The 22,279-nt window shown below is 63.5% G+C and carries 22 protein-coding genes and 1 pseudogene; 14 read left to right on the forward strand and 9 right to left on the reverse strand.

All coding sequences use genetic code 11. From position 1 onward, the window contains the following. Window positions 1-9 precede the first annotated feature (9 nt). Both I6F20_RS07415 and I6F20_RS07420 read right to left on the reverse strand, forming a co-directional pair. Window positions 10-213 carry a hypothetical protein gene (locus I6F20_RS07415; protein WP_036000317.1) on the reverse strand — a complete coding sequence of 68 codons (204 nt, stop codon included), beginning with the start codon at window positions 211-213 and terminating at the stop codon, window positions 10-12. 133 nt (window positions 214-346) lie between these two features. Beyond that, entirely contained in the window at window positions 347-1,024 is a 678-nt protein-coding gene (locus I6F20_RS07420) for a nitroreductase (RefSeq protein WP_225125627.1), read from the reverse strand. A 115-nt stretch (window positions 1,025-1,139) separates the two neighbouring features. Between I6F20_RS07420 and I6F20_RS07425 the strand changes: the two genes are divergently transcribed. Then, on the forward strand, window positions 1,140-2,102 hold the full coding sequence (locus I6F20_RS07425) for an alpha/beta hydrolase (protein WP_225114114.1): 963 nt from the start codon (window positions 1,140-1,142) through the stop codon (window positions 2,100-2,102). Between the two features lie 6 nt (window positions 2,103-2,108). Here the strand turns inward: I6F20_RS07425 and I6F20_RS07430 are convergent, their stop codons facing one another. Next, window positions 2,109-2,570: a cupin domain-containing protein gene (locus I6F20_RS07430; protein WP_057029014.1), complete on the reverse strand. Its 462-nt coding sequence runs from the start codon at window positions 2,568-2,570 to the stop codon at window positions 2,109-2,111. Window positions 2,571-2,772: 202 nt separating this feature from the next. On the opposite strand from I6F20_RS07430, the gene I6F20_RS07435 reads away from it, so the two are divergent. Continuing rightward, window positions 2,773-3,021, forward strand: a complete 249-nt coding sequence (locus I6F20_RS07435; protein WP_036000331.1) for a hypothetical protein — start codon at window positions 2,773-2,775, stop codon at window positions 3,019-3,021. Window positions 3,022-3,313: 292 nt separating this feature from the next. Next, window positions 3,314-4,366, forward strand: a complete 1,053-nt coding sequence (locus I6F20_RS07440) for a type II asparaginase (RefSeq protein ID WP_109145821.1) — start codon at window positions 3,314-3,316, stop codon at window positions 4,364-4,366. Between the two features lie 3 nt (window positions 4,367-4,369). On the opposite strand, the gene I6F20_RS07445 is transcribed toward I6F20_RS07440, so the two are convergent. Beyond that, entirely contained in the window at window positions 4,370-5,245 is an 876-nt protein-coding gene (locus I6F20_RS07445) for an MBL fold metallo-hydrolase (protein WP_225125628.1), read from the reverse strand. Between the two features lie 141 nt (window positions 5,246-5,386). Between I6F20_RS07445 and I6F20_RS07450 the strand changes: the two genes are divergently transcribed. Then, window positions 5,387-6,370, forward strand: coding sequence for a glycerophosphodiester phosphodiesterase family protein (locus I6F20_RS07450; protein WP_370141197.1), 984 nt, complete (start codon window positions 5,387-5,389; stop codon window positions 6,368-6,370). On the opposite strand, the gene I6F20_RS07455 is transcribed toward I6F20_RS07450, so the two are convergent. Next, on the reverse strand, window positions 6,367-7,989 hold the full coding sequence (locus I6F20_RS07455) for an ABC-F family ATP-binding cassette domain-containing protein (protein WP_109143956.1): 1,623 nt from the start codon (window positions 7,987-7,989) through the stop codon (window positions 6,367-6,369). The genes I6F20_RS07450 and I6F20_RS07455 overlap by 4 nt on opposite strands. A 117-nt stretch (window positions 7,990-8,106) precedes the next feature. On the opposite strand from I6F20_RS07455, the pseudogene I6F20_RS07460 reads away from it, so the two are divergent. Further along, window positions 8,107-8,211, forward strand: a pseudogene (locus I6F20_RS07460) (DUF3750 domain-containing protein); the annotation flags it as partial. Between the two features lie 60 nt (window positions 8,212-8,271). On the opposite strand, the gene I6F20_RS07465 reads toward I6F20_RS07460, so the two are convergent. Continuing rightward, window positions 8,272-9,552, reverse strand: coding sequence for an amidohydrolase family protein (locus tag I6F20_RS07465; protein ID WP_225125629.1), 1,281 nt, complete (start codon window positions 9,550-9,552; stop codon window positions 8,272-8,274). A gap of 414 nt (window positions 9,553-9,966) precedes the next feature. On the opposite strand from I6F20_RS07465, the gene I6F20_RS07470 reads away from it, so the two are divergent. The 5 genes from I6F20_RS07470 (at window position 9,967) to I6F20_RS07490 (ending at window position 14,756) form a co-directional block, all read left to right on the forward strand. Continuing rightward, the gene (locus I6F20_RS07470) at window positions 9,967-11,094 is read left to right on the forward strand and encodes a TRAP transporter substrate-binding protein (RefSeq protein WP_036000349.1); all 1,128 of its coding nucleotides are present in this window, start codon (window positions 9,967-9,969) and stop codon (window positions 11,092-11,094) included. A 114-nt stretch (window positions 11,095-11,208) separates the two neighbouring features. Next, window positions 11,209-11,811, forward strand: coding sequence for a TRAP transporter small permease subunit (locus I6F20_RS07475; RefSeq protein ID WP_025035930.1), 603 nt, complete (start codon window positions 11,209-11,211; stop codon window positions 11,809-11,811). Continuing rightward, window positions 11,808-13,157 carry a TRAP transporter large permease gene (locus I6F20_RS07480; protein ID WP_225125630.1) on the forward strand — a complete coding sequence of 450 codons (1,350 nt, stop codon included), beginning with the start codon at window positions 11,808-11,810 and terminating at the stop codon, window positions 13,155-13,157. The genes I6F20_RS07475 and I6F20_RS07480 overlap by 4 nt, the downstream gene beginning before the upstream one ends. Before the next feature lie 31 nt (window positions 13,158-13,188). After that, the gene (locus tag I6F20_RS07485; RefSeq protein WP_036000428.1) at window positions 13,189-14,589 is read left to right on the forward strand and encodes an amidase; all 1,401 of its coding nucleotides are present in this window, start codon (window positions 13,189-13,191) and stop codon (window positions 14,587-14,589) included. Next, complete coding sequence (locus I6F20_RS07490) at window positions 14,586-14,756, forward strand: hypothetical protein (protein ID WP_157284651.1); 171 nt, start codon at window positions 14,586-14,588, stop codon at window positions 14,754-14,756. Before I6F20_RS07485 ends, I6F20_RS07490 begins: the two co-directional genes overlap by 4 nt. Window positions 14,757-14,830: 74 nt before the next feature. On the opposite strand, the gene I6F20_RS07495 is transcribed toward I6F20_RS07490, so the two are convergent. Beyond that, window positions 14,831-15,289: an Rrf2 family transcriptional regulator gene (locus tag I6F20_RS07495; protein ID WP_036000430.1), complete on the reverse strand. Its 459-nt coding sequence runs from the start codon at window positions 15,287-15,289 to the stop codon at window positions 14,831-14,833. 87 nt (window positions 15,290-15,376) lie between these two features. Between I6F20_RS07495 and I6F20_RS07500 the strand changes: the two genes are divergently transcribed. Continuing rightward, window positions 15,377-16,156, forward strand: coding sequence for a class I SAM-dependent methyltransferase (locus tag I6F20_RS07500; protein WP_225125631.1), 780 nt, complete (start codon window positions 15,377-15,379; stop codon window positions 16,154-16,156). 258 nt (window positions 16,157-16,414) lie between these two features. Further along, window positions 16,415-17,662 carry a glycosyltransferase gene (locus I6F20_RS07505; RefSeq protein ID WP_036022807.1) on the forward strand — a complete coding sequence of 416 codons (1,248 nt, stop codon included), beginning with the start codon at window positions 16,415-16,417 and terminating at the stop codon, window positions 17,660-17,662. Between the two features lie 575 nt (window positions 17,663-18,237). Here the strand turns inward: I6F20_RS07505 and I6F20_RS07510 are convergent. Beyond that, on the reverse strand, window positions 18,238-18,492 hold the full coding sequence (locus tag I6F20_RS07510; RefSeq protein WP_036022803.1) for a hypothetical protein: 255 nt from the start codon (window positions 18,490-18,492) through the stop codon (window positions 18,238-18,240). Window positions 18,493-18,656: 164 nt separating this feature from the next. Here I6F20_RS07510 and I6F20_RS07515 point away from each other — a divergent pair, with 164 nt between their 5' ends. Beyond that, complete coding sequence (locus tag I6F20_RS07515) at window positions 18,657-19,391, forward strand: DUF3750 domain-containing protein (protein ID WP_225126006.1); 735 nt, start codon at window positions 18,657-18,659, stop codon at window positions 19,389-19,391. Window positions 19,392-19,570: 179 nt separating this feature from the next. Here the strand turns inward: I6F20_RS07515 and copM are convergent, their stop codons facing one another. After that, window positions 19,571-20,974: a CopM family metallochaperone gene (gene copM / locus I6F20_RS07520; RefSeq protein WP_225125632.1), complete on the reverse strand. Its 1,404-nt coding sequence runs from the start codon at window positions 20,972-20,974 to the stop codon at window positions 19,571-19,573. Window positions 20,975-21,451: 477 nt separating this feature from the next. On the opposite strand from copM, the gene I6F20_RS07525 reads away from it, so the two are divergent. Beyond that, window positions 21,452-22,204 (forward strand): hypothetical protein, encoded by a 753-nt coding sequence (locus tag I6F20_RS07525; protein WP_225125633.1) that lies wholly within the window; start codon window positions 21,452-21,454, stop codon window positions 22,202-22,204. Window positions 22,205-22,279: the final 75 nt, after the last annotated feature.

Here is a 22,279-nt window from a genome sequence, read left to right on the forward strand (position 1 = left end):
GAGCGCAGCCTAATGCGTCGCACGATGGCTGGCGCGGCGCGGGATGGAGCGGCAGGCCAGCCCGTCGGCCAGCAGCTTCATGTCCTCGTGCCGGCCGCTGCGAATCAGCCGACCGAACTCTTCGGGTGTGAAAGGAAGACTTGGATCATCGTCGATCTTAGGCCGCAGTCGCGGACCGAAGAACCGCCGAACCAGGCTAGCCAGCCGCCGCATATCAATTCCCTCGCGCCAGCAACAAACCTCTCAGTCCGCATATTGTTCCTCCCGCGACTTCGAGAATGCAAGAGGCCACTCGCGACACCGCACCAAAAATTTTCCGCCAGAGAATAATCTCCTCTTGCTCGTGCTAATCGGCAAAACCCACGTAACGCACGAACTGGTGGTTGTGCTCGCGGTCCGAGCGCACGGCGTTCGCGGCAAAGCCGTCGTCGGGATAGCCCATCGCGACACAGGTCATGATGACCTCGTCCTCCGGAATCTCGGCGACCTCGCGCACGATGTCGGAGCGCATGATGCCCTGCCCGTTGATGACCGAGCCGAGCCCGCGGTCCCACGCCGCGAGCACGATGCCGTAGCAGAGCGCGCCGAGATCGAAGTGGCAGACCGCGCCGGGATCGAGCACGCGGTCATAGGTCAGCACCAGCGAGACCGGCGCGTCGAACTGGCGAAAGCCGCGCAGCACCCAGTCCTGCCGCATCGGCTTGTCGTCGCGTGCGATTCCCATCGCGCCGAACAGCTTCTTGGCGATGTCGACCTGCCGGGTGCGATGCACGCCCTGGTATTCGCCATGGCTGACGATGTCGCGCTTGACCTTGGCGCCGCCGGCCATCTCCGACATGTTGCGGCGACGCACCTCCTCCAGCGGATGACCCGTGAGCACATGGACATGCCAGGGCTGGGTGTTCATCGACGAGGGCGCGCGCTTGGCGCTCTCGATGACCGCCTCGATCACCGCGCGCGGCACCGGCTCGTTCTTGAAGCCACGCACGCTGCGGCGCGACTGGACCAGCGTCTCGAATTCCACCTCGTGAACCTCCCTGCCCGTTCGTCCGGCCTTGCGACGCACGCCGGTTGCCGATGCGGCCCGCAAAACCTATGCTAAGGACCAAGCAAGACCAAGAACCCTGTGAGGAAAGTCCATGGCCGCACCGCTCGATCCCGTCATCGCCCAGATCATTCCGCTCATGCCGATGCGCGATCCCACGGTCATGACGCCACAGAGCGCCCGCGATTCCTTGCGCGCACTCGCTGCCTCGCGTGCCGCCATTCCGCCGCCGCCGGTCGATAGCGTCGAGGATATCAGGGTGAAAGGCGGCGCCGGTCTGCTTCCCGCACGGGTCTATCGGGTCGGCGCCGCGCCGGCACCGACGGTGGTGTTCTTCCACGGCGGCGGCTGGGTTGCGGGCGATCTCGAAACCCACGACCGGCAGGCGCGCAACCTTGCGATCGAGACCGGCGCGGTCGTCGTCTCCGTCGACTATCGCCGCCCGCCCGAGACGCGCTTTCCCGGCGCCTTCGAGGATGCTTTCGCCGCGGTCAGCGACGTGTTTGGCCGCGTCGCGGAATTTGGCGGTGACGCAACGCGCTTCGGCGTTGCCGGCGACAGCGCCGGCGGCAATCTCGCAGCGACGAGCGCGATCGCCTGCCGGGAGGCCGGCATCAAGCTCGCCGCGCAACTGCTGGTCTATCCGGTCACCGACGTCGTCGGCGCTTATGCCGATGCGCGCGAGAACGCGCGCTATCCCTCGCGCAGCGAGAACGCCGAGGGCTACTTCCTCACGCGGGCGACGATGGAATGGTTCTGCGGCCATTATCTCGCCGATCCCGCACACGCCGGCGACTGGCGCGTCTCGCCGCTGCGGGCCGCCTCCTTGGCCGGCGTCGCGCCCGCGGTCGTGACCACCGCCTGGTTCGATCCCCTACGCGACGAAGGCGCCGCCTATGCGCGGGCGCTGGAGGCCGCCGGCGTGAAGGTCAAGCACCATGAGGGCCCCGGCCTGATCCATGGCTATTTCGGCATGGGCGACGCCTCCGACGTCGCGCGCACTGAGGCGCAGCGCGCGCGGGCCGACTTCAAGGCGCTGCTGATGCGCGGCGCGTGAAGGCGATCAGGCGCTCTGCGCCCGCTGCGCCGCGGTGTGCCCCCAGGTCTCATCCCAGTCCTGGCCAGCGGCATCGACCACGCGGCCGTCGGCCTCGAAAAACTTGTTCGGCACCTGGAAGATCGCCAGAATCAACGCGCCGTCGGGGCACCAAGCGGCATGCCGGCTCCCCGCCTCGCGCCAGATGAATTCGCCGGCCTTGCAGGCAATGCCCTTGGCTGGACCGTCCTTGTCGACGAGCGCGCCTTCGATCACCCAGCTCTGCTCGATGCCGACATGTTCGTGATCGGGCAGCACCGATCCTGGCGCAAAACGCATCAAGGCGGTCATCAGCCCCGTACGGCGATCGAACAGTAGCGTCTTGGCCTCGCAGCCCGGAAAGCGCGTCTTCTGCCAATCCATGTCTTGGGGTCGAACCAGGTGGGAATGCCGATCGGCTGCCTGGTCGTGCGGGATCGCGGCGTCCATCACGATGCTTCCTCTCCATCTCAAGGGACCGACGCTAGCAGGATCGCCCGATGCGGTCAGCGAGCACTGCAACAGAGGCGACATCTTCCGAGCTGGCGCGCAAAAATCAGCGGGCGACCGGGCGGCCCAGTGCTCATCCTGCTTGATTGCGCCACGATTCCCGGCTCCACTCTCCCGGCCATTTCTGGTTCAGGAGACCCCCATGATGAAACGGATTTTCCTCGCTGCGATCGTTGCCACCTTCGCAGCGGGCTCGGCCCTTGCGCAAGAAACCTGCGAGAGCAAGGCCGTCGGCAAGGACGGCAAGCCGCTGGCCGGCGCCGCCAAGACCTCGTTTCTGAAGAAGTGCAAGGAAGACGCCTGCGCGCCCAAGGCCGTCAGCGCCGACGGCAAGCCGCTCGCCGGCGCCGCCAAGAACAGCTTCATGAAGAAGTGCGAGACCAGCGCGTAACGCGCAGTCCGTTCCCGGCTTTTTCAGCAAAGCCACAACCGAAATGCCGTCATGGCCGGGCAGAAGCGCGTCTTCGCGCGAGAATGTCCCGGCCATTTGCTTTTTGGTGCCTCCGCACCGCCAGTTTCCGACACGCGCCGAGCGCGTAAAGCAAGCGCGCCGCGACCCTGGACAGAACGCAGCGGCTGACAGATGATGCGGCGCTGAGCGAACCGGGGCGCATCAACGAGGCTTCCAGCAAAGGATGGACGAGATGTTGCAGTTCCGCGTGCGTGATCACATGATGGCGATAATGAGCGTGCTCTTTGCGCTGCTCATGATCGTTGACGTTGCCAACGCGAGAAGCCCCGGCCTGCCCAACGTCATGGTTCTCGCAACCGGCGGCACGATCGCCGGCAGCGGGGCGAGCAGCACCACCGTCATCGGGTATACCGCGGCCACGGTGGGCATCGAGACCCTCTTGAACGCCGTCCCCGAGTTGAAAACCGTGGCCAACGTCAAGGGCGAGCAGGTCTTCCAGATCGCCAGCGAGAATATGAACAATGATCATTGGCTGAAGCTCGCCAAGCGCGTCAATACGCTCCTCGCGCAGGACGACGTGGACGGGATCGTGATCACACACGGGACCGATACGATCGAGGAAACCAGCTATTTCCTCAATCTGGTCGTCAAGAGCAAGAAGCCTGTGGTCGTCGTCGGTGCGATGCGGCCATCGACCGCGATCAGCGCGGACGGCCCGATCAATCTCTTCAATGCGGTGATCCTCGCCGGCAGTGAAGAAGCCGTGGGCAAGGGCGTGCTCGTCGCCCTCAACGATCAGATCAACGCCGCGCGCGATGTCACCAAGAACAACACGTCCACGGCAGACACCTTTCGCACGCCTGAACTCGGCTTTCTCGGCTACATGCAGGGCAACAAGCCGTATTTCTATCGGCAATCGACCCGCCGGCACACGGCAGATTCTGAATTCGACGTGTCCAAGCTCGATGTCCTGCCGCAGGTCGACATCGTCTACGGCTACGCCAACATGAACCGGGTCGCGATCGATGCCTTTGTCGGCGCCGGCGCCAAGGGGATCGTCCATGCCGGCGTGGGTGACGGCAGCCTGGCCCGCCCGGCGGTCGAGCCGGCGCTCGACGAAGCCCGCAAGAAAGGCGTCGTGATCCTTCGCAGCAGCCGCGTCGGCAACGGCATCGTCGCGCGCAATGGCGAGGCCAAGGACGATGAGCACGACTTCGTCGTCTCCGATACGCTCAATCCCCAGAAGGCGCGCATTCTGCTGATGCTGGCGTTGACCAAGACGAGCGACACCAAGGACATTCAGCGGATGTTCTACACCTATTAGAGCCTAGTCGCGCTTGAAACGATAATCGAACGCCGCGCCGAACGGCTTGATCAGGCCAACCGTGGGCGTCGGAAAATGGATCGGCAGGATCAGCGTGTCGGTGTCGGCAACAGAGGCGAAGAACTTTCGTCGCGACACCGCCGACAGCTTCGCATCCCAATCCGGCTTCGCCGACCAATCCGGCTCACGACACTGAATCTGGTGGTGCATGAGGTCGCCCGCGACCACGGCGCGCTGGCCCTTCGAAAGAATGTTCACGCAACAATGGCACGGCGAATGCCCCGGCGTCGGCGTGAGCGTAACGGTGTCGTCGAGCGCGTAGTCGTCGTCGACGAGCAGCGCCTGCCCGGCCTCGGCGACCGGCCGGCAATTGTCGCGAAAGACGGTGCCAGGCGGATTGTTGCCCTTGGCATGCTCGGCTTCCCAGGCCGCATACTCGCCCTTGTGGAAAATATATTTCGCATTCGGGAACGTCGGCACCCAACGGCCGTCGCGCAGGGTCGTGTTCCATCCGGTATGGTCGATGTGCAGATGCGTGCAGAACACGTAGTCGATCTGCTCAAAGCCGATGCCGAGCGCAAACAGCTCATTGCGCCAGCGCGCCTTGCCGGGGAAATCGAACGGCGGCGGATGGCCTTTGTCCTCACCGGTGCAGGTGTCGACAAGGATGGTGTAACGCGGCGTGCGGACCACGAAGGTCTGGTAGGTGATCACCATCATGCCGCGCGCGGCATCGAACACCTCCGGCTCCATCGTCGGCAGATGGCGCTTGAAGACGTCTTCGTCATAGGTCGGGAAAAAGTCCTGGGGCCGCCGCCACGGCCCCTCCCGCTCGATCACCGCATCGATGGTGATGTCGCCGATCCGCAGCTGCTTCATGGTTGTTCGTTCCCATTTTGCGAAGCGTAACGAACGAACGGGAGGCATTCAAGACGCCGACCGTGCCGGGACGTCTTGCGCGGGGTGCCGCAAATCGACCTCAAACACTGAGGATGATGATCATGGAATGAGGAATGTCTGGTGGGCAGGAAACTGAAAGTGACCGCGGCGATCATGATCGCCGTCGCAGCTGCAATTTACGTCAACAATACAAGCCTTCTGGCGCCACATCGGGACGGCAAGCCGGTGCTGCTCGCCCATCGCGGCATGGCGCAGCGGTTCGATGAACGCGACCTGAAGAACGATACCTGCACCGCCGCGCGGATGCTGCCGCCGGTGCACGACTATCTCGAAAACACGCTGCGCTCGATGCGCGCGAGCTTCGCGGCCGGTGCCGACATCGTCGAGCTCGACGTGCACCCGACCAATGACGGCGAGTTCGCCGTCTTCCATGACTGGACGCTCGACTGCCGGACCGACGGCCTCGGCGTCACCCGCGCGCAGAGCATGGCAAAGCTGAAGACGCTCGATATCGGCTACGGCTACACCGCCGACGGCGGCAAGACCTTCCCGTTCCGCGGCAAGGGCGTCGGCATGATGCCGACATTGTCGGAGGTGTTCGCTGCCTTCTCCGACAAGCAGTTGCTCATCAACGTGAAGAGCCGGGACCCGGACGAAGGCGAGAAACTTGCCGGCGTGCTGACCGCGTTGCCGGCCGGGAGGCGCAGCACCATCATGGTCTATGGCGGCGACGAGCCCATCGACGTGATCCGTCGCCTCGTCCCGGATGTCCGCACGATCTCGCGCGCAGCCATCCGAAGCTGCCTGGTCCGCTATATCGGCTACGGCTGGACAGGCCTCGTCCCGCAGGCTTGCCGCAACGCGATGGTGCTGGTGCCAATCAACGTCGCCCCCTGGCTATGGGGCTGGCCCGATCGCTTCCTCGCACGCATGAATGGCGTCAACAGCGCCGCGTTCGTGCTCGGCCCCTACAGCGGCGGCGGGTTTTCTACGGGCGTCGACACGGCGGAATTGCTCGCCCGCCTTCCGCAAAGCTATTCCGGCGGCATTTGGACCAACGAAATCGAGACCGTCGCCAGACTGACGGGCAAAAGCCATGACTAGCTCCGCAACCCCGGCGCCTCCTGCCCGGTGCGCGCGACATATTCGGTGTAGCCGCCGCCATATTGGTGGATGCCCTCCGGCGTCAGCTCCAGCACGCGGTTCGACAGCGTCGCCAAGAAATGCCGGTCGTGCGAGACGAACAGCATGGTGCCCTCGAAATCCGACAGCGCGTTGATCAGCATTTCCTTGGTGGCGAGGTCGAGATGGTTGGTGGGCTCGTCCAGCACCAGGAAGTTCGGCGGGTCGAACAGCATCTTGGCCATGACGAGGCGCGCCTTCTCGCCGCCCGAGAGCACGCGGCAGCGCTTCTCGACGTCGTCGCCGGAGAAGCCGAAGCAGCCGGCGAGCGCGCGCAAGGAGCCCTGCCCCGCCGTCGGAAACGCGTCCTCCAGCGACTGGAACACGGTGCGCTCGCCGTCGAGCAGATCCATCGCGTGCTGGGCGAAATAGCCCATCTTGACGCTGCCGCCCAGCGCCACGGTGCCCTCGTCCGGCTCGCTCGCACCGGCAACCAGCTTGAGCAGCGTCGACTTGCCGGCGCCGTTGACGCCCATCACGCACCAGCGCTCCTTACGGCGGATCATGAAGTCCAGCCCGTCATAGATGCGCTTTGAGCCATAGCCCTTGTGCACGTTCTTGAGCGCGACGACGTCCTCGCCCGAGCGCGGCGCCGGCAGGAAGTCGAACGCCACGCTCTGGCGGCGCCGCGGCGGCTCGACCCGCTCGATCTTGTCGAGCTTCTTGACTCGGCTCTGCACCTGGGCCGCATGCGAGGCGCGCGCCTTGAAGCGCTCGATGAACTTGATCTCCTTGGCGAGCATGGCCTGCTGGCGCTCGAACTGCGCCTGCTGCTGCTTCTCGTTCTGCGCCCGCTGCTGCTCGTAGAATTCGTAATCGCCGGTGTAGGTGGTGAGCGAGCCGGAATCGATCTCGATCACCTTGGAGATCACGCGGTTGATGAACTCGCGGTCGTGCGAGGTCATCAGAAGCGTGCCTTCGTAATCGTGCAGGAATTTTTCCAGCCAGATCAGGCTTTCCAAATCGAGATGGTTGCTCGGCTCGTCGAGCAGCATGACGTCGGGGCGCATCAGGAGAATGCGCGCCAGCGCCACACGCATCTTCCAGCCGCCGGACAGCTTGCCGACATCCCCGTCCATCATCTCCTGGCTGAAGCCGAGGCCGGAGAGCGCCTCGCGCGCGCGGCCGTCGAGCGCATAGCCGTCGAGCTCCTCGAACCGGTGCTGCACCTCGCCATAGCGGGCGATGATCTCGTCCATTTGGTCGGCCTTGTCGGGGTCGGCCATGGCGGCCTCGAGCTCGCGCAATTCAGCCGCGACCTCGCTGACGGGGCCGGCGCCGTCCATCACCTCGGCCACCGCGCTGCGGCCAGACATCTCGCCGACGTCCTGGTTGAAATAGCCGATGGTGATGCCGCGATCGATCGAGACCTGACCCTCGTCGGGCAGTTCCTCGCCGGCGATCATCCGGAACAGCGTGCTCTTGCCGGCGCCGTTCGGCCCGACAAGGCCGATCTTCTCCCCCTTGTTGAGGGCCGCGGAGGCTTCGATGAACAGGATCTGGTGGCCGGCTTGCTTGCTGACGTTGTCGAGGCGGATCATGCGTGTCTTTTGGGGGATTTTTGCGTTGCAGCGTCATAGGCCATGCGGGGCGCGAGGGGAAGCCCGGGACAGGCCGGGATCGAGCCCATTCGCTCGTGACCGCTCGGTTCGGGGCCTACGGGCAAATGGGTCGGGCTAACTGCGTCCGGCACGGGCATCTATGCTTCGCTTGCCGGATATGTCGGCTTTTCCATCGGCTGGGTCGAAGGCCTGGAGATCAACGCCCGGTCTGTAAGAACTTTTCGCCGAACCTCGAAGAGACCTGAGACCGGCGCCGCCTCTCTATCTTACTGAGAACGGCGCCTGATACGGCCGCCCGAACGGCACGCCGTTGATGACGGTCTGGATCGGCTTGAGGTGGGCCTTCCCTTCCCTCCTGTTGTTGCGCGTGTCGACGAAGCTGACCGGTCCCTCCACCAGCTCCATGATCGCGACGTCGGCGGGCGCACCGACCTGCAGCGTGCCGATCTTCGGCGCGCGGCTGATGATCTTCGCCGGCGCGGTCGTTGCCATTGCGACCACCTGCTCCAGCGTGAAACCGAGCGTCATGAACTTGCTCATGACGTTGGGCAGGAAGGGAATCCCCGGCGAATTGCCGGAGAAGACGTGGATGTCCGAAGAGATGGTATCAGGAGCGCATCCGCCGGGGATCGCCACTTCCGCCACGGTGAAATCGAAGCTGCCGCCGCCATGCCCGACGTCAAACATGACGCCGCGCTGCTTGGCCGCGAGAGCCGCAGGCAGCAGCTTGCCGTCCTGAACGATATTCGTGAACACGCTCGACATGTTCGGGGCGCCCGAATAGGCATGCGTCAGCACGTCGCCCGGGCGCATCAGGTCGAGGATTTGCGACATCAGCTCCTTGGATTCGACGCCGCCGATATGCACCATCATCTTCGCCGGCCAGCCGCACATCTCGCACGCCTGGATGCCGCGCTTGAGCGGCTCGAGCCCATGCTTGAAGATGACGTTTTCCGACATGCGCACTTTGACCCCGAGCAGGAAGTCCGGATTCTCGGCCAGTGCCATGGCGCAGGCTTCGGTCTGCGCTGTATCGATGTTGTGGAGCTCGGCGACCGGGAACGCCGACAGGCCGTTGTTGGCGATGTGAACGAAGGCGTACATCCGCGCCCGCGTCTGGGCCACGATGAAGCGGCGCAGCGCCGCCAGATTGTTGACGCCGGCGTCGCCCGCCGACACGACGGTCGTCGTGCCCTGGAACTGGACCAGCTCGTCGGCGGGAATGCCGATGGCCGAGCCGTAGGGATAGACGTGACAATGCAGATCAATGAGGCCGGGCATCACCAGCTTGCCCGCGGCGTCGATGCTCTTCAGCGCGCGCTCCGCCGGGATCGCCTCCTGGATCGCCTCGATCGTGCCCCAGCGGATGCCGATATCGCGCCTGGCGCGCAGCGATTGGCTGGGGTCGAGCACCTCGCCGCCCCGGATCACCAGATCGTACTTGTCGTTCGGCCCCATCGCCCCGCGGGCGGGCGCGGCGAGGCCGACGGCGGCGGCCGCCGAAGAGAGTGCCAGGAAATCGCGGCGTGACAACGCAGGCATGATGATCCCCCTCTGTGCTTTTGTTCGCGGCAACGGCCGGGCTGGATGTCCAGATCTGCTTCCGCCGCCAAGGTCGAGTTCACAACGAACGGGATTGGAAATGAAGCCCGGAAGATCCGATCCTATGACGGCACGCGAGCCCTGAGGAGCCGCGAAATTTTCCAGAATCGCATCGGGCGGGCACCACTGGCTGAGGTCCGGCTGCATCTTTGCTGCGCCGCGACATGCGCGTGAATATCGAACTGCCTGGAGTCGAACGTCTAAGACCAATAATGCGACACCGGGGCTTGTCGGATGCCGGCAATGCGTCCAAACTGTGATCAAAGTCGCTGGAATGCGGCATACCTCCAGCGGTTCACAACGACAAGCGCGTCGAAACGCGTTCGAACAATCAGGCCGCCAGGGAGGACGTCCATGACTGCAAAGTCCGAAAAGACCAGAACAACTCGTCGCAAATTCCTGCTGACCGCCGGCGCGGCCGGCGCTGCCACCATCGCCATGCCGCAAGTCAGCCGGGCGCAGACAGCGACCCTGAAGATGCAGGGCTCGTGGGGCAAGGCCGATGTCTTCAACGAGATGGCCGAAGATTATGTGAAGCGCGTCAACGATATGGCCGGAGGCCGGCTGCGCATTGACTATCTGGTCGGCGGCTCGGTCGTGCATCCGTTCCAGGTCTTCGACGGCGTTCATGGCGGCCAGATCGACGCGGCACACACGGTGACGGTGTACTGGTACGGCAAGCACAAGGCCGCCTCGCTGTTCGGCACCGGCCCGGTGTTCGGCTTCAACGCCAACGAAGGCCTTGGCTGGATCCACAACGGCGGCGGCAAGGAGCTGTTCGAGGAACTCCAGACCAAGATCATGAACGTCAACATCAAGAGCTTCTTCGCCATGCCGATGCCGACCCAGCCGCTCGGCTGGTTCAAGAAGCCGATCACCAGCGACGCCGATCTCAAGGGCTTGAAATATCGCACGGTGGGTCTGGCCGCCGATCTCTTCCAGGCGATGGGCGCATCGGTCGCGCAGCTGCCCGGCGGCGAGATCGTACCCGCGATGGAGCGCGGCGTGATCGACGGGTTCGAGTTCAACAATCCGACCTCGGACCGGCGCTTCGGCGCGCAGGATGTCGCCAAGAACTACATGATGGGCAGCCATCATCAGGCGACGGAATATTTCGAGATCATGTTCAACCGGACGAAATTCAACGCGCTGCCGAAGGAACAGCAGGCGATCCTGCAATACGCCGCCGAAGCCGTGTCCTCCGCCAACGAATGGAAGGCAATGGATTATTATTCGAAGGACCTGCAGGAGCTGATCAACAAGGACAAGGTCAACGTCCAGCGCACACCGAAGTCTGTGTTCGACGCGCAGATCAAGGCGTGGGACGGTCTGATCGCCCAGCTCGGCTCGGATCCGTTCATGAAGAAGGTGATGGATTCGCAGAAGGAATGGGTGCGCCGCGTGGTTTACTACAACATGAACAACGCGACGGACTACCGCGGCGCCTTCGAGCATCACTTCCCGGGCGTGCTCAAGGTCTGACGGCTGTCGCGGGGGATCGCGTCAGGTCTTATCGCGAGGGCGGCGCAATTGAAGCGCCGCCCACGAGTTGGAGGGGGACATCCGGATGGACTGCTCGCAGCGAGTTCAGCTCGCATGACGAAATTCCTGTTCTTCATCGATGAGCTCAGCACGTGGGTGGGCAAGGCGTTCGCCTGGCTGATCCTCGTTCTCACCCTGGGAGTCAGCTACGAGGTGTTCGTGCGCTACGTGCTGCGTGCGCCGACCACCTGGGCTTTCGACATCAGCTACATCACCTATGGCGCGATGTTCCTGATGGCCGGCGCGTACACGCTCTCGCGAAACGGCCATGTCCGCGCCGACGTGGTCTACCGCCTCTGGTCGCCGCGCACCCAGGCGACGATGGACCTCGTCCTGTATATCCTCTTCTTTCTGCCGGCGATCGCGGCGCTGATGTATTCGGGCTGGAACTACGCCCAGATGTCGGTGCGCTTCCGCGAAGTCAGCATCTTCAGTCCGGCCGGCGTTCCGGTGTTTCCGCTGAAGGCGCTGATCCCGCTCACCGGCTTCCTTCTGTTCCTGCAAGGGGTCGCCGAGATCATCCGCTGTGTGCTGTGCATCCGCACCGGCCGATGGCCGCAACGTCTGCACGACGTGGAGGAGACCGAGAGCCTCGTCATCCGCGAACATCAGCAGCACGCGGCTGAGCCGCAGAGCGAGAAGGGACCAGGCGCATGACCGATCCTCAACTCGGCATGCTGATGCTGGGCCTCTTCATCTTCATCATCATGCTCGGCTTCCCGATCGCCTTCACGCTGATGGCGATGGGCGTCTCGTTCGGCTACTATGCCTACTACACCCCCGGTCAGGACTTCTTCCAGAACCGCATCTTCACGCTTCTGGTGCAGAAGACGTTCGAGGTCACATCCAGCGACGTGCTGGTGGCAGTTCCGCTATTCCTGTTCATGGGTTATTTGATCGAGCGCGCGAACATCCTCGATCGCCTGTTCTACTCGCTGCAGCTGTCGATGAAGAACGTGCCGGGCGCACTTGCCGTGGCCACGCTGATCACCTGCGCCATGTTCGCGACCGCCACCGGCATCGTCGGTGCCGTCGTCACGCTGATGGGGCTGCTGGCATTACCGGCGATGCTGCGAGCGGGCTACGACGCCAAGCTGTCGGCGGGCGTCGTCTGCGCCGGTGGCTGCCTGGGCATCCTGATTCCGCCGAGCATTCTCCTGATCGTCTATGCGGCGACTGCCGGCGTCTCGGCGGTCAAGCTTTACGCGGCGGCGTTCTTTCCGGGGTTCATGCTGGCCGGCTTGTACGTCCTCTATGCGATGACGCGCGCGATCATCAATCCCGCGCTCGCGCCGAAGCTGCCGCGCGAGCATACCGACGTGCCGACCTCGAAGGTCATCTGGGCGCTTGCCACGTCGTTCCTGCCGCTCGCGTTGCTGATCGTTTCGGTGCTCGGCGCGATCCTGTTTGGGCTGGCGACGCCCTCGGAAGCGGCCGCGGTGGGAGCCCTCATGAGCATCGTGCTGGCGGCCGCCTATCGTTCGCTCAACTACGAGATGATACGCGAATCCGTGTACCTGACCGTGCGCGCGACGGCGATGGTCTGCTACCTCTTCATCGGGTCCTGGACGTTTTCGGCGGTGTTTGCCGTCCTTGGCGGGCAGTCGGTGGTGGAGCAGTTCTTCACCTCGATGAACCTTTCGCCGATCCAGTTCCTGCTGCTGACCCAGCTCATCATCTTTCTGCTCGGCTGGCCGCTGGAATGGACCGAGATCATCATCATCTTCGTGCCGATCTTCCTGCCGCTGCTTCCGCAGTACGGCATCGATCCGATCTTCTTCGGCATCCTGGTCGCACTGAACACGCAGACGGCCTTCAACACGCCGCCAGTCGCGATGGCCGCCTTCTATCTGAAGGGCGTTGCGCCGCCTGAGGTGAAGCTGACCGACATCTTCTCCGGCGCGCTACCGTTCGTCGGCCTGGTCTTCCTCACCATGGCACTGGTCTACATCTTCCCGGGGATCGCATTGTGGCTGCCGAGCTATCTCTATGGGGCGCGATGAGCGGACACGGCAAACCGACGAGAGGCTGCGCATGAGTCTCAACGCGCTCGGCCTCGCGGAGGCTGCGGCCGGCATCCGCGAGGGCCGGCTCAGCTCGGTGGAGCTCGTCGGCGACTGCCTCAGGCGCATCGATGAGGTCGATCGCGATATCCAGGCGTGGGCGTTTCTCGATCGCGACCACGCGATGCGGCAGGCCGAGGCGGCCGACGATCATCGCAAGCACGGCAAGGCCACAGGCCCGCTGCATGGCGTGCCCGTGGGCATCAAGGATATCTTCGACACCGGCGACATGCCGACGGAATTCGGATCGGAGCTGTGGGCCGGACGCACGCCGCGGCGCGATGCGGCGGCCGTGGCGCGTCTGCGGGCGGCTGGAGCGGTGATCCTCGGCAAGACGGTGACCACCGAGTACGCGTACTACAATCCGGGCAAGACCCGAAATCCGCACAACCCAAATCACACCCCCGGCGGATCGTCCTCGGGCTCCGCCGCGGCCGTCGCGGCGCTGATGGTGCCGGGTGCCATCGGCTCGCAGACCAACGGCTCGGTGATCCGCCCTGCCGCCTTCTGCGGCGTGGTCGGCTTCAAGCCCACGCACGGCCTCATTCCACGCAGCGGCGCGCTCCAATTGTCGCGCACGCTCGATCATGTCGGCGTGTTCGGGCGCAGCGTCGAGGACGCGGCCCTGCTGGCGGAGGTCATGGTCGACTTCGACCCGGAGGATCCGGACACCCGGCCTGTTGCGCGCCCGCCATTCTCTGCGGTCGCGGCGAGCGAGCCGCCGTTGCCGCCGCGATTTGCCTTCGTGCGCTCTCCGGTCTGGGATCAGGCCGAGCCGGAGACGCGTGAAGCCTTTGCCGAGCTCGTCCCCGCTTTGGGCGAAGCGTGCAGCGAGGTCGAGCTTGGGCCGAGCTTCGACGGGGCCGTCGATATGCACCGCATCATCATGGAAGTTGATATGGCGCACAATCTGCGGCGCGATGACCAGCGCGGCGGCGACAGGCTGAGCACGCGGCTACGCCAGGCGATCGAGCGCGGCCGCGCGCATCTTGCGGCGGATTATTGCAACGCTCTGGCTGGGATTGCGCCGCTCAACCAGGCCCTGGACCACGTTTTCGATGAATACGACGCCATCCTGACGCCCGCCGCGCCGGGCGCGGCGCCCGGAATCGAAACGACCGGCAACCCGGCTTTCTGCTCGCTCTGGACCTATCTCGGCGTGCCCGCGATCAGCTTGCCCTTGATGCGTTCCGAAACGGGCCTTCCGCTGGGGGTCCAGCTCGTCGGCCGCCGCGGCAACGACGCCCGCCTCTTGCGCACGGCGCACTGGCTGATCAAGTCCATCGGGCGCACGCGTGGTAGCGGTCGGCGCAACGCCCCGAGCGCCGGATCGAACTCGGCTCCGGGCGCGGAGAAAAGGAAAGTGCGATGACCAATCTGATCACCGGACTCATCGGCCTCGCGCTCATGATCGCATTTCTTGGAATCCTGCTGGTCTGGATCAAGGCCATTCCGCTCATCATCATCGTTGTCTGCGTCGTGGTGCTGGCCGTGATCGATTTCGTGCGATCCCTGCGGACGAACGGCGCGCCTCGCTGAATGCCCCATGGCAAGAAGACGCTTCACTTCTCGGCATTGGCCGGAGCAGCCGGAATTACGACAAGAAGAGAGCTTTAGCGGCCAACCCGTTCGAGCTGCCACCTGGGATCGCCTGCGCAGCGCGCGTCGAGACCTTTGCTCAAGTCTGCGAGGCTCACCGCGCCCAACCGTTCGACCAGCAATGCTTCGGCATCGCGAAGGACATCGTCCACCGCTGCGTTGACGAGTTGCTCGATCGCACAGTCTGGATTGGAATGCTCGTTCCCGATCGCAAATAGCCGGGGACCACCAACCGCACGATAGACATCGAGAAGTGACACGCGCTCGAGGTCGCACGCGATGACCCACCCACCGCCATGCCCTTTGTCCGACCGGACATAGCCCGCATCGCGCAGCCCCGCCAATGTGCGGCGAACGACGACCGGATTGGTCCCCAGCATCGTGCCGATCGCCTCCGAGGTCATGGGGCCGTCATGTCGCGCCATGTGGAGCAGCACATGCAGCATTCGGGAAAGGCGGCTGTCGTTTCGCATCGGCTGATCTTTCGCATGCATCCCATCATTGGCAAGGGCACGCAGTCATGCTACATATAAAGTTACATGACACGGGAGCGATCGGAAGTGCGACAGTTCGAGGATCCGGACCACTGGGACAGCGCAGCCAGGCATTATCGAGAGACCGCGCACCCTTTCACCGCGCTGTTTGCGGAGGCTGCGCTGGCGCGCGTAACCCTGACGCCTCAGAGTCATGTTCTCGACGTGGCAGCCGGCACCGGCGCGCTCGCGCTGGCCGCCGCTCGCACCGGCGCACGAGTCCTGGCGACCGACTTCTCGCCCGGCATGGTCGGATGCATCGCAGCTGCTGGTCTGCCCAATGTGGAGGCGCGGGTCATGGACGGACAGGCGCTCGACCTGCCCGACGCGCATTTCGATGCCGTCTTTTCGATCTTCGGTGTCATCATGTTCCCCGATTGGCGCAAGGGTTTGGCAGAGATGCGACGGGTGACGCGCTCCGGCGGGCATGGCGTGGTCGCGACCTGGCAGGATCGGGGCGCGGCGACCTTCCTCCTGTTGGGCGAAGTGCGGCAAAAGCTGTTCCCTGATCGGCCGGGCATGGCAATGCCTGAAGCCGTTCAGGCCCTGAGCGATCCGGACGATTTCGCCCGCGCCCTCGTCAGTGCCGGCTATCGCAATCCCCGGATCGACACGGTGACTCATGATTATCTGCTCGACGTCGCGGCGCTCGACGCGCCTGACACGCTCTTTGGCATGTCGCCCGACTGGACCAGCCTGGACGACATCGAAAAGGCTGCGGTGATTGCCGAGGTGCGGGCCAGGGCCGATGGTCGTCCGGTGCTGCCGATAAACTCGACCGCACTCATTGGCGTCGCTGAACGATGAGGCTCAAACATAAAGCCTGGCGGGCCGTCACACTATCGGCCGATCTCTCGATCTCCCGAAACCGGAGCGTCTGACCAGTGAGCAGAAACTCGCGCCCGATTGCGACACATGGGTGGGGTGTGGTCAGTGAACTGGGGAGGGACAAACAACTATCGAGCCGCCAGCAAGTTTGATCCTTCCGGGAGATCAAAGCTTCATCAGAAGCGGCTTGTCTGAGCAGCGGTTGTCGTCCCAATCCATTTCTCAATGGTCAGAAGCATGCGAGTCGCAATCCATACACTAGGCACCCGCGGCGACGTGCAACCCTATCTCGCCTTGGCGCTCGGTCTGAAGCAGGCCGGGCACGAAGTGCTGATCGCCGCGCCCTCGCAGTTCGAATCGTTCGTCGTGAGCCGCGGCATCGCTTTCGCGCATCTTCCGAGTGAATATCTCGCCCTCCTGGAAACCCCGGAAGCCAAGGCGGCAATGGCGGGCGGTGCGGGGTTTATGGCTGGCTTCAGGATGCTGAAGCAGTTCAGGCCGATCGGCCGCCAACAGCTCAGCGCCGAATGGCAAGCCGCCCGACGATTTCGTCCAGAACTGATCATCTATCACCCGAAGGCCATCGCCGCGGCGCATATCGCAGAAAAGTTATCCTGCCCTGCCGTTCTGGCTTCTCCCCTGCCTGGCTTCACACCGACAGCAGCGTTCGCGAGCCCGCTCGTGCCGTTCCGCTCGCTTGGCCCCCTCAACAGACTCACGCACAGCGCGATGGCTCACAGCGCCTACGCCCTCTTTCGCGGGATGATCGGGGAATGGCGGGCCACCGAGCTCCACCTCGCAAACACGCCGGAGAAGAAGCTGCGGCCTCGCGCGACGCTCTACGCCTATAGTCCGCATGTCGTGCCCGTTCCGCCGGACTGGCCGAATACTGTCGCGGTGACTGGGTACTGGTTCCTGGGAGGCGACGACGTTTGGCAGCCTGACCCGCAACTCCAGCGCTTCGTAGAGGGCGATGAGCGGCCTGTTTATGTGGGCTTTGGCAGCATGCCAGGTGTCGACCCGACGTCCCTGACGAAACTCGTACTGGAGGCATTGGCCAAGGCTGGGAAACGCGGCGTTCTAGCGGTCGGCGGCGGTGCTCTTCGAGGCGATCTCGGAGCCAGTCACGTCCATTTCATCCAAGGCGCACCGCATGCGCAGTTGTTCCCGCTGATGTCGGCCTGCGTCCATCACGGCGGGGCCGGCACTACGGGGGCTGCGCTTCGAGCTGGCAAGCCGAATATCATTTGTCCCTTCTTTGGCGACCAGCCGTTCTGGGGAAGGCGCATCGATGATCTGGGCGTCGGACCAAGATCAAGAGGAGTGAGGAACCTTTCAGCCGATTGGCTGGCCGCCGCGATCGCAGAGGCCACCGGAAATCCGTTGATTCAGCAGCGAGCGAACCGCCTTGGCGAAGCGATCCGCGTCGAAGACGGCGTCGCAAGCGCGATTGGCTTCCTGCGAAGCCAACACCTTCTCAATTAGGCCCGAAATTGCACAGGCCGATTCAAAAGGCTCGAGTTGCAATGCAGGTGAGCAGCCCTTGCGGTCGCTCAACGATCTGGACCTGCAGGTGCCTGCTCCTGGTCCACTGCAGGGCGAACGTCAAAGCGCCGCCGCCACAGCGAGTGGGCACGCCGCCTTGATCACCGCTACTTCTTAAGGATGCCCGTGTTGGTGTTTCCAAGCTGCTGGACGGCGGCGTTTGCGGCTGGCGTGTTGTAAGACGGTCGAGATCCGCCGCCCTCCTGACCGGACGGGGTCACGCCGAGTCTCTGGCCCGTCGTTCCCTGCCCTTTTGCATTGAGCGTGTTGGGCCCGGGCGAACCGCCGGTTCCGCTCAGCGTCGTCCCGTTCGAGAGCGTCGAGCCACCAGCGCCGCCCGAACCGGTTGCGCCCGCCCCTCCAGCGGAGGAAGCACCTCCCGAACCGCCTCCTGAGCTTTGCGCCATGGAAAACGAGATGGTGCCCAGAAGGACAGTCGCGGCCAAAACCAGAAGTCTCATCGTCCACCCTTTCCTATGCCAGCGCCTGAAACCGCTTGCTTCTTGTCACAGTTCCTAGCGGCGGCGAGCGATCCATGCTCCGGCCAGGAAAGCGACGAGCAAGGACCGTAACGGCGCCCTCACCGTCACCTCGCGCAACTGGTCGGCCCATCGCTTCGCCGGCTCTGGCGACGGCGTGCGGGCCTGCGGAGCAAAAGCTCCTCCTTGCTCTCCGGAACCCGGCCGCGGGCCTGAAGTCCGCTCCATGCCGCCCTGATCGTCCGTCAGCCCGGAGGCTTCCGTCATTGCCGCGGCTTCCTTCATGTCCATGCGTGTGCTCCATCCGTTGCGGAACAACTCGATCGATCTCGTGCCCGCCCGACCGAGGTGACAGGCTCATTCGGCGACCGGGGGCAGCGGCTATGGCGTCGACATCGATGCGAACTATATGCTTGTCGAAGATCCCCGCCGTTACCGCTCCCTTGAAAAAGCCGTTGCTCATCTTTCTGTTCCTCCTCTTCGCACCGCTTGCCGCATCGGCGGCGAGATATTTTTGGCTGGATGATGGCCGCCAGAACTGGCAAACGGCCGACCGCTCCAGCGCGGGTCTATTGACCTCCGCGACCGACCACCGTGAGGCCGTCATCCGGGTGTTCGGAGCAAGAACGGTGAGATGGCGCGGCATCTTCGCGATTCACACCTGGATCGTCGTCAAAGAGAAAGATGCGCCGACCTACACAAGGTACGACTACACGGCCTGGGGCGAGCCGATCCGCACCAACGGCTTCGCTCCGGACGGGCGATGGTTCGGCGCTGTGCCTGAAATCGTCGTGGCCGTCGATGGCGAGCGTGCGGAGGCGCTGATCCCGAAGATCAGGCATGTGGTCGAAAACTACAGGTTTCGATCCTATGGAGATTACAGCGTCTGGCCTGGGCCCAATTCGAACACCTTCGTGCAGGCCGCACTCGATTCCGTCCCTGAGCTCCGGGCCGTCCTGCCACCGACCGCGATCGGCAAGGACTTCCCGTACACCGGCAAATGGTTCGGCGTAACGGCGTCCGGCACGGGCATCTACGCCTCGCTTGCCGGATACATCGGCTTCTCGCTCGGCTGGGTCGAAGGTCTGGAGATCAATTTCTTCGGCGCCGTTCTCGGCATCGACATCCGACGCCCGGCGCTCAAGCTACCTGGCCTCGGTCGGCTTGGGGTAACCCCCGGCCTGTCGTGATGGAGAGCGAACTGCTGGGTTGGCCGCACCGTTTGTGGACTGCTCAGTGCTTTCGTAAGAGCTTGGATCGATAGAAGAGCTGGCTGCTTACTGACGTGATGTTTGTTCCTGCCGAGCATCTGTTGCGCTCAAGCGGGACCAATCAGGACGACGGAGCCTGTCGCGCTCATCGCCCTTCCTCACGGTTGCGGAATGTTCTTCTGACTGAGCCATGTCCGCATCTCGCCGATCTCCCGCCTTTGGGTGTCGATGATCTCGCGAGCAAAGTGCTGGTTTCGAGAATCCTTGCCGAACTTGAGGACGATCTCGGCCATGTCGACTGCGCCTTGATGGTGAGGGATCATGCCGAGCACGAAGGCTGCATCGGGATCAGCGTTGGTGATGCCTCGCATCATCGGACCGTGCATGCGGTCCATGGCGGCGCGGTAGGCATCCGGAGCCGTCAACCCTATCGCCGCAGCGCCGTGCATGCCATGCGGATGTTCGGGGTTCGGCGTATGGGTCAGCCGCTCTCCAGCCAGCGTTCCGATGTCTCCTTCGAGGCCATAAATCGCAATGTGCAGTCCCCAGTAACCCGTTGTGAAAATGACTAGCGCCGCCGCAAGTCCGGCCGGGACGCCGGCAAGCCTTCGCTTGAGTGCGGGCAGGAAATGCACCTCACGACTATGATCGGCAGCAATGGCAACGACGACCGCCATGATGAGCGCGTGTCCGATCAGGTCGGTTCGCCCGAACGGATAGACGGCTGCGTTGAAGATGATGAAAAGAGCGATGGCCGACAGCCGGCGGACAAGCGGCGTCCAGATCAAGCCGAATCCCATCGTGAATTCGGCGACGCCTGCCATCGGAATAAATACGTCGCGCGGCATGCCGAAGGTCAAGAAGGGCTTTTCCTGCACGAGCGGGTAGAACCAGTCGGGATAGGCAAACTTTTCGAGGCTCGACCACATCAGCGCGATGGCGACGCCCCAGCGCAGCGCCTCGAAGCGATGGTTGCGCCATTCCGGATTGGATGAAGCCTCCAATACCAGATAGGCGGCGACACCGACTCCAAGCGCCAGGTAGTCCAGCAAATGGAAGACATCATAGTCGCGCAGCGCGAGTAGCCACAAGGCGATGATCCCGAGAGCCGCAAGTGGCTGGGTCTTGCGAGAAAAGATCAACCCGGCGATCAGGAGCTGGGTCCAGGACACCCATTCGGCCGGCGTTTTGAGATCTGGCGTCAGGTAGACGCCGCCGACGGCGAAGATCGCCACGAAGAAGGCGGCGATGACGACGCGCACGAAGTCGTCGAGGCGCATCCAGAGAGGGTCGGTGATGCGATCCATGGCCAGCAGGATCGTCTCGCCGGCGCTCGACTTCTCGATGGCTCGTGACGCGAGGAAGAATGCCAGCACGAGCGCAATGCCGGTCCAGAACCATACATTGGTCAACGTGGCCCCGATCGACTGTGGTGGCGCTCCGACAATATAGGGCGCAAACCATTTGACATGTGCGTGCGCCGGCACCGGCGCCGCGACCGGTGCGAGGATGATCAGGGCCAGCAGGCAACCAGAGGAGCGAGGCGGCGCGGGATGGTTCAATTTCTGCTCCTCAGGTGGTGAGGTGACTAAAGCGTGATTGAGGCGGGGCGGTAGGAGACGAGAACGCCAGAGCCTGATCAAGGCGATGGCTCTTGTGATAGTTTAGACGTTGCCAAGCGTGCTCCCTACTCTTTTTTCAATCGAGCTGCATCACGGCGGACGCGCGCTGTTGCCCAGAAGCTCCACGCGCCCAACCTGTCCCGTTTCGCTGGCTGATGCCGTGCAATGCTGAGCGCGCGTACCGCCGTGGCAGCGGGCTATTGCGGCAGGTAGCCGCCGTTGATCACAACTTCGGCGCCGATGATGTAAGCGCGTAAGCACGCGTCGAAGGAGGCTGTGAGCTGGTTCACATGCTCTCTTAGTTAAACGGAGTACGGTTGGAAGAAGCCGGATAAGAGAAGGGCATCGCGTCGGCGCAGCGTCCGCTGCCGGAATTGGGCTTTTTCGGTCCAAACGTTTTCAGAAAAGTCATTTGCCATGTGTATTTTCACAAGCCGAGCCCGGCGCGCGGCAGGTCATAACCAAGCAAGCCGACCTTTCCTCTACCTTTTGGCTTCCATACTCTCGGCGGCCTGCGTCATTTCCTTTGCGAGCGCCGCGTCCGCTCAATGCGCGGCGCGCGACGTGTTGCAAAACAAGCTGAAGCTCAAGACGCGCTCGGCTCCGGCGTCGCAACAGCCTATTAAGTCCGCGCGCGACGTTGCGACATGGAAAACGATCACAATAGGTACCTTCGCCGACTCTCTTGCCTTGCGCAACGAACTCGATAGCAAGGGCTGCAATGTCGGTGGTCAAGCCGCTGAAATCCTTGCTAGGCCGACGTTCACCGTTAGCTCTCGGAAGACATATGTGGAGCTTCTCGATCTATCGCCTGCGCAGCTTGGATTCACGTCCGATACCGTGACTTTGGCTAACGTTTACGCACGCGCCCAGCAGTTCGGCCTCGAACTCGCTGCGGCCGAAGTCGGCCCGCAATTGCGTCTTCAATATTTCGACCAGCCTGTCGGCGAATTTCTCATCATCGGAATGGACCCGATCAAGACATGGAGCGGCGAGCCGATCATTCTGAATGTGGCAAATGGCGGCGCCGGATTGATACTCATCGGCCAGGATGGTCGCTCCGAAGCGGATATACCCGTAGCATCTCGTTTCATTTTCGTTCGATCCCATCGACCGGCAGCTGGCCGCGACGTCGTCGGGCCAATAGCAGGAGCCTTTCCGCCGCCGTGAGCGGACCGACGCGCTTTTGCATCGAATGTCAGGTCAATTGGCCCTCAGCCGAACTGCCCATGACCGCCGCGAAGC

Source organism: Bradyrhizobium sp. IC3123, from assembly GCF_020193625.1.
Classification (GTDB): domain Bacteria; phylum Pseudomonadota; class Alphaproteobacteria; order Rhizobiales; family Xanthobacteraceae; genus Bradyrhizobium; species Bradyrhizobium yuanmingense.

Coding starts and splice junctions, on each gene's coding strand:
- I6F20_RS07440 (WP_109145821.1), top strand. CDS start 3,314: ATGAGCGTGCTCTTTGCGCTGCTCATGATCGTTGACGTTGCCAACGCG.
- I6F20_RS07470 (WP_036000349.1), top strand. CDS start 9,967: ATGACTGCAAAGTCCGAAAAGACCAGAACAACTCGTCGCAAATTCCTG.
- I6F20_RS07415 (WP_036000317.1), bottom strand. CDS start 213: ATGCGGCGGCTGGCTAGCCTGGTTCGGCGGTTCTTCGGTCCGCGACTG.
- I6F20_RS07425 (WP_225114114.1), top strand. CDS start 1,140: ATGGCCGCACCGCTCGATCCCGTCATCGCCCAGATCATTCCGCTCATG.
- I6F20_RS07480 (WP_225125630.1), top strand. CDS start 11,808: ATGACCGATCCTCAACTCGGCATGCTGATGCTGGGCCTCTTCATCTTC.
- I6F20_RS07435 (WP_036000331.1), top strand. CDS start 2,773: ATGATGAAACGGATTTTCCTCGCTGCGATCGTTGCCACCTTCGCAGCG.
- I6F20_RS07455 (WP_109143956.1), bottom strand. CDS start 7,989: ATGATCCGCCTCGACAACGTCAGCAAGCAAGCCGGCCACCAGATCCTG.
- I6F20_RS07510 (WP_036022803.1), bottom strand. CDS start 18,492: ATGGACATGAAGGAAGCCGCGGCAATGACGGAAGCCTCCGGGCTGACG.
- I6F20_RS07475 (WP_025035930.1), top strand. CDS start 11,209: ATGACGAAATTCCTGTTCTTCATCGATGAGCTCAGCACGTGGGTGGGC.
- I6F20_RS07495 (WP_036000430.1), bottom strand. CDS start 15,289: ATGCGAAACGACAGCCGCCTTTCCCGAATGCTGCATGTGCTGCTCCAC.
- I6F20_RS07445 (WP_225125628.1), bottom strand. CDS start 5,245: ATGAAGCAGCTGCGGATCGGCGACATCACCATCGATGCGGTGATCGAG.
- I6F20_RS07430 (WP_057029014.1), bottom strand. CDS start 2,570: ATGGACGCCGCGATCCCGCACGACCAGGCAGCCGATCGGCATTCCCAC.
- I6F20_RS07525 (WP_225125633.1), top strand. CDS start 21,452: ATGTGTATTTTCACAAGCCGAGCCCGGCGCGCGGCAGGTCATAACCAA.
- I6F20_RS07505 (WP_036022807.1), top strand. CDS start 16,415: ATGCGAGTCGCAATCCATACACTAGGCACCCGCGGCGACGTGCAACCC.
- I6F20_RS07490 (WP_157284651.1), top strand. CDS start 14,586: ATGACCAATCTGATCACCGGACTCATCGGCCTCGCGCTCATGATCGCA.
- I6F20_RS07485 (WP_036000428.1), top strand. CDS start 13,189: ATGAGTCTCAACGCGCTCGGCCTCGCGGAGGCTGCGGCCGGCATCCGC.
- I6F20_RS07465 (WP_225125629.1), bottom strand. CDS start 9,552: ATGCCTGCGTTGTCACGCCGCGATTTCCTGGCACTCTCTTCGGCGGCC.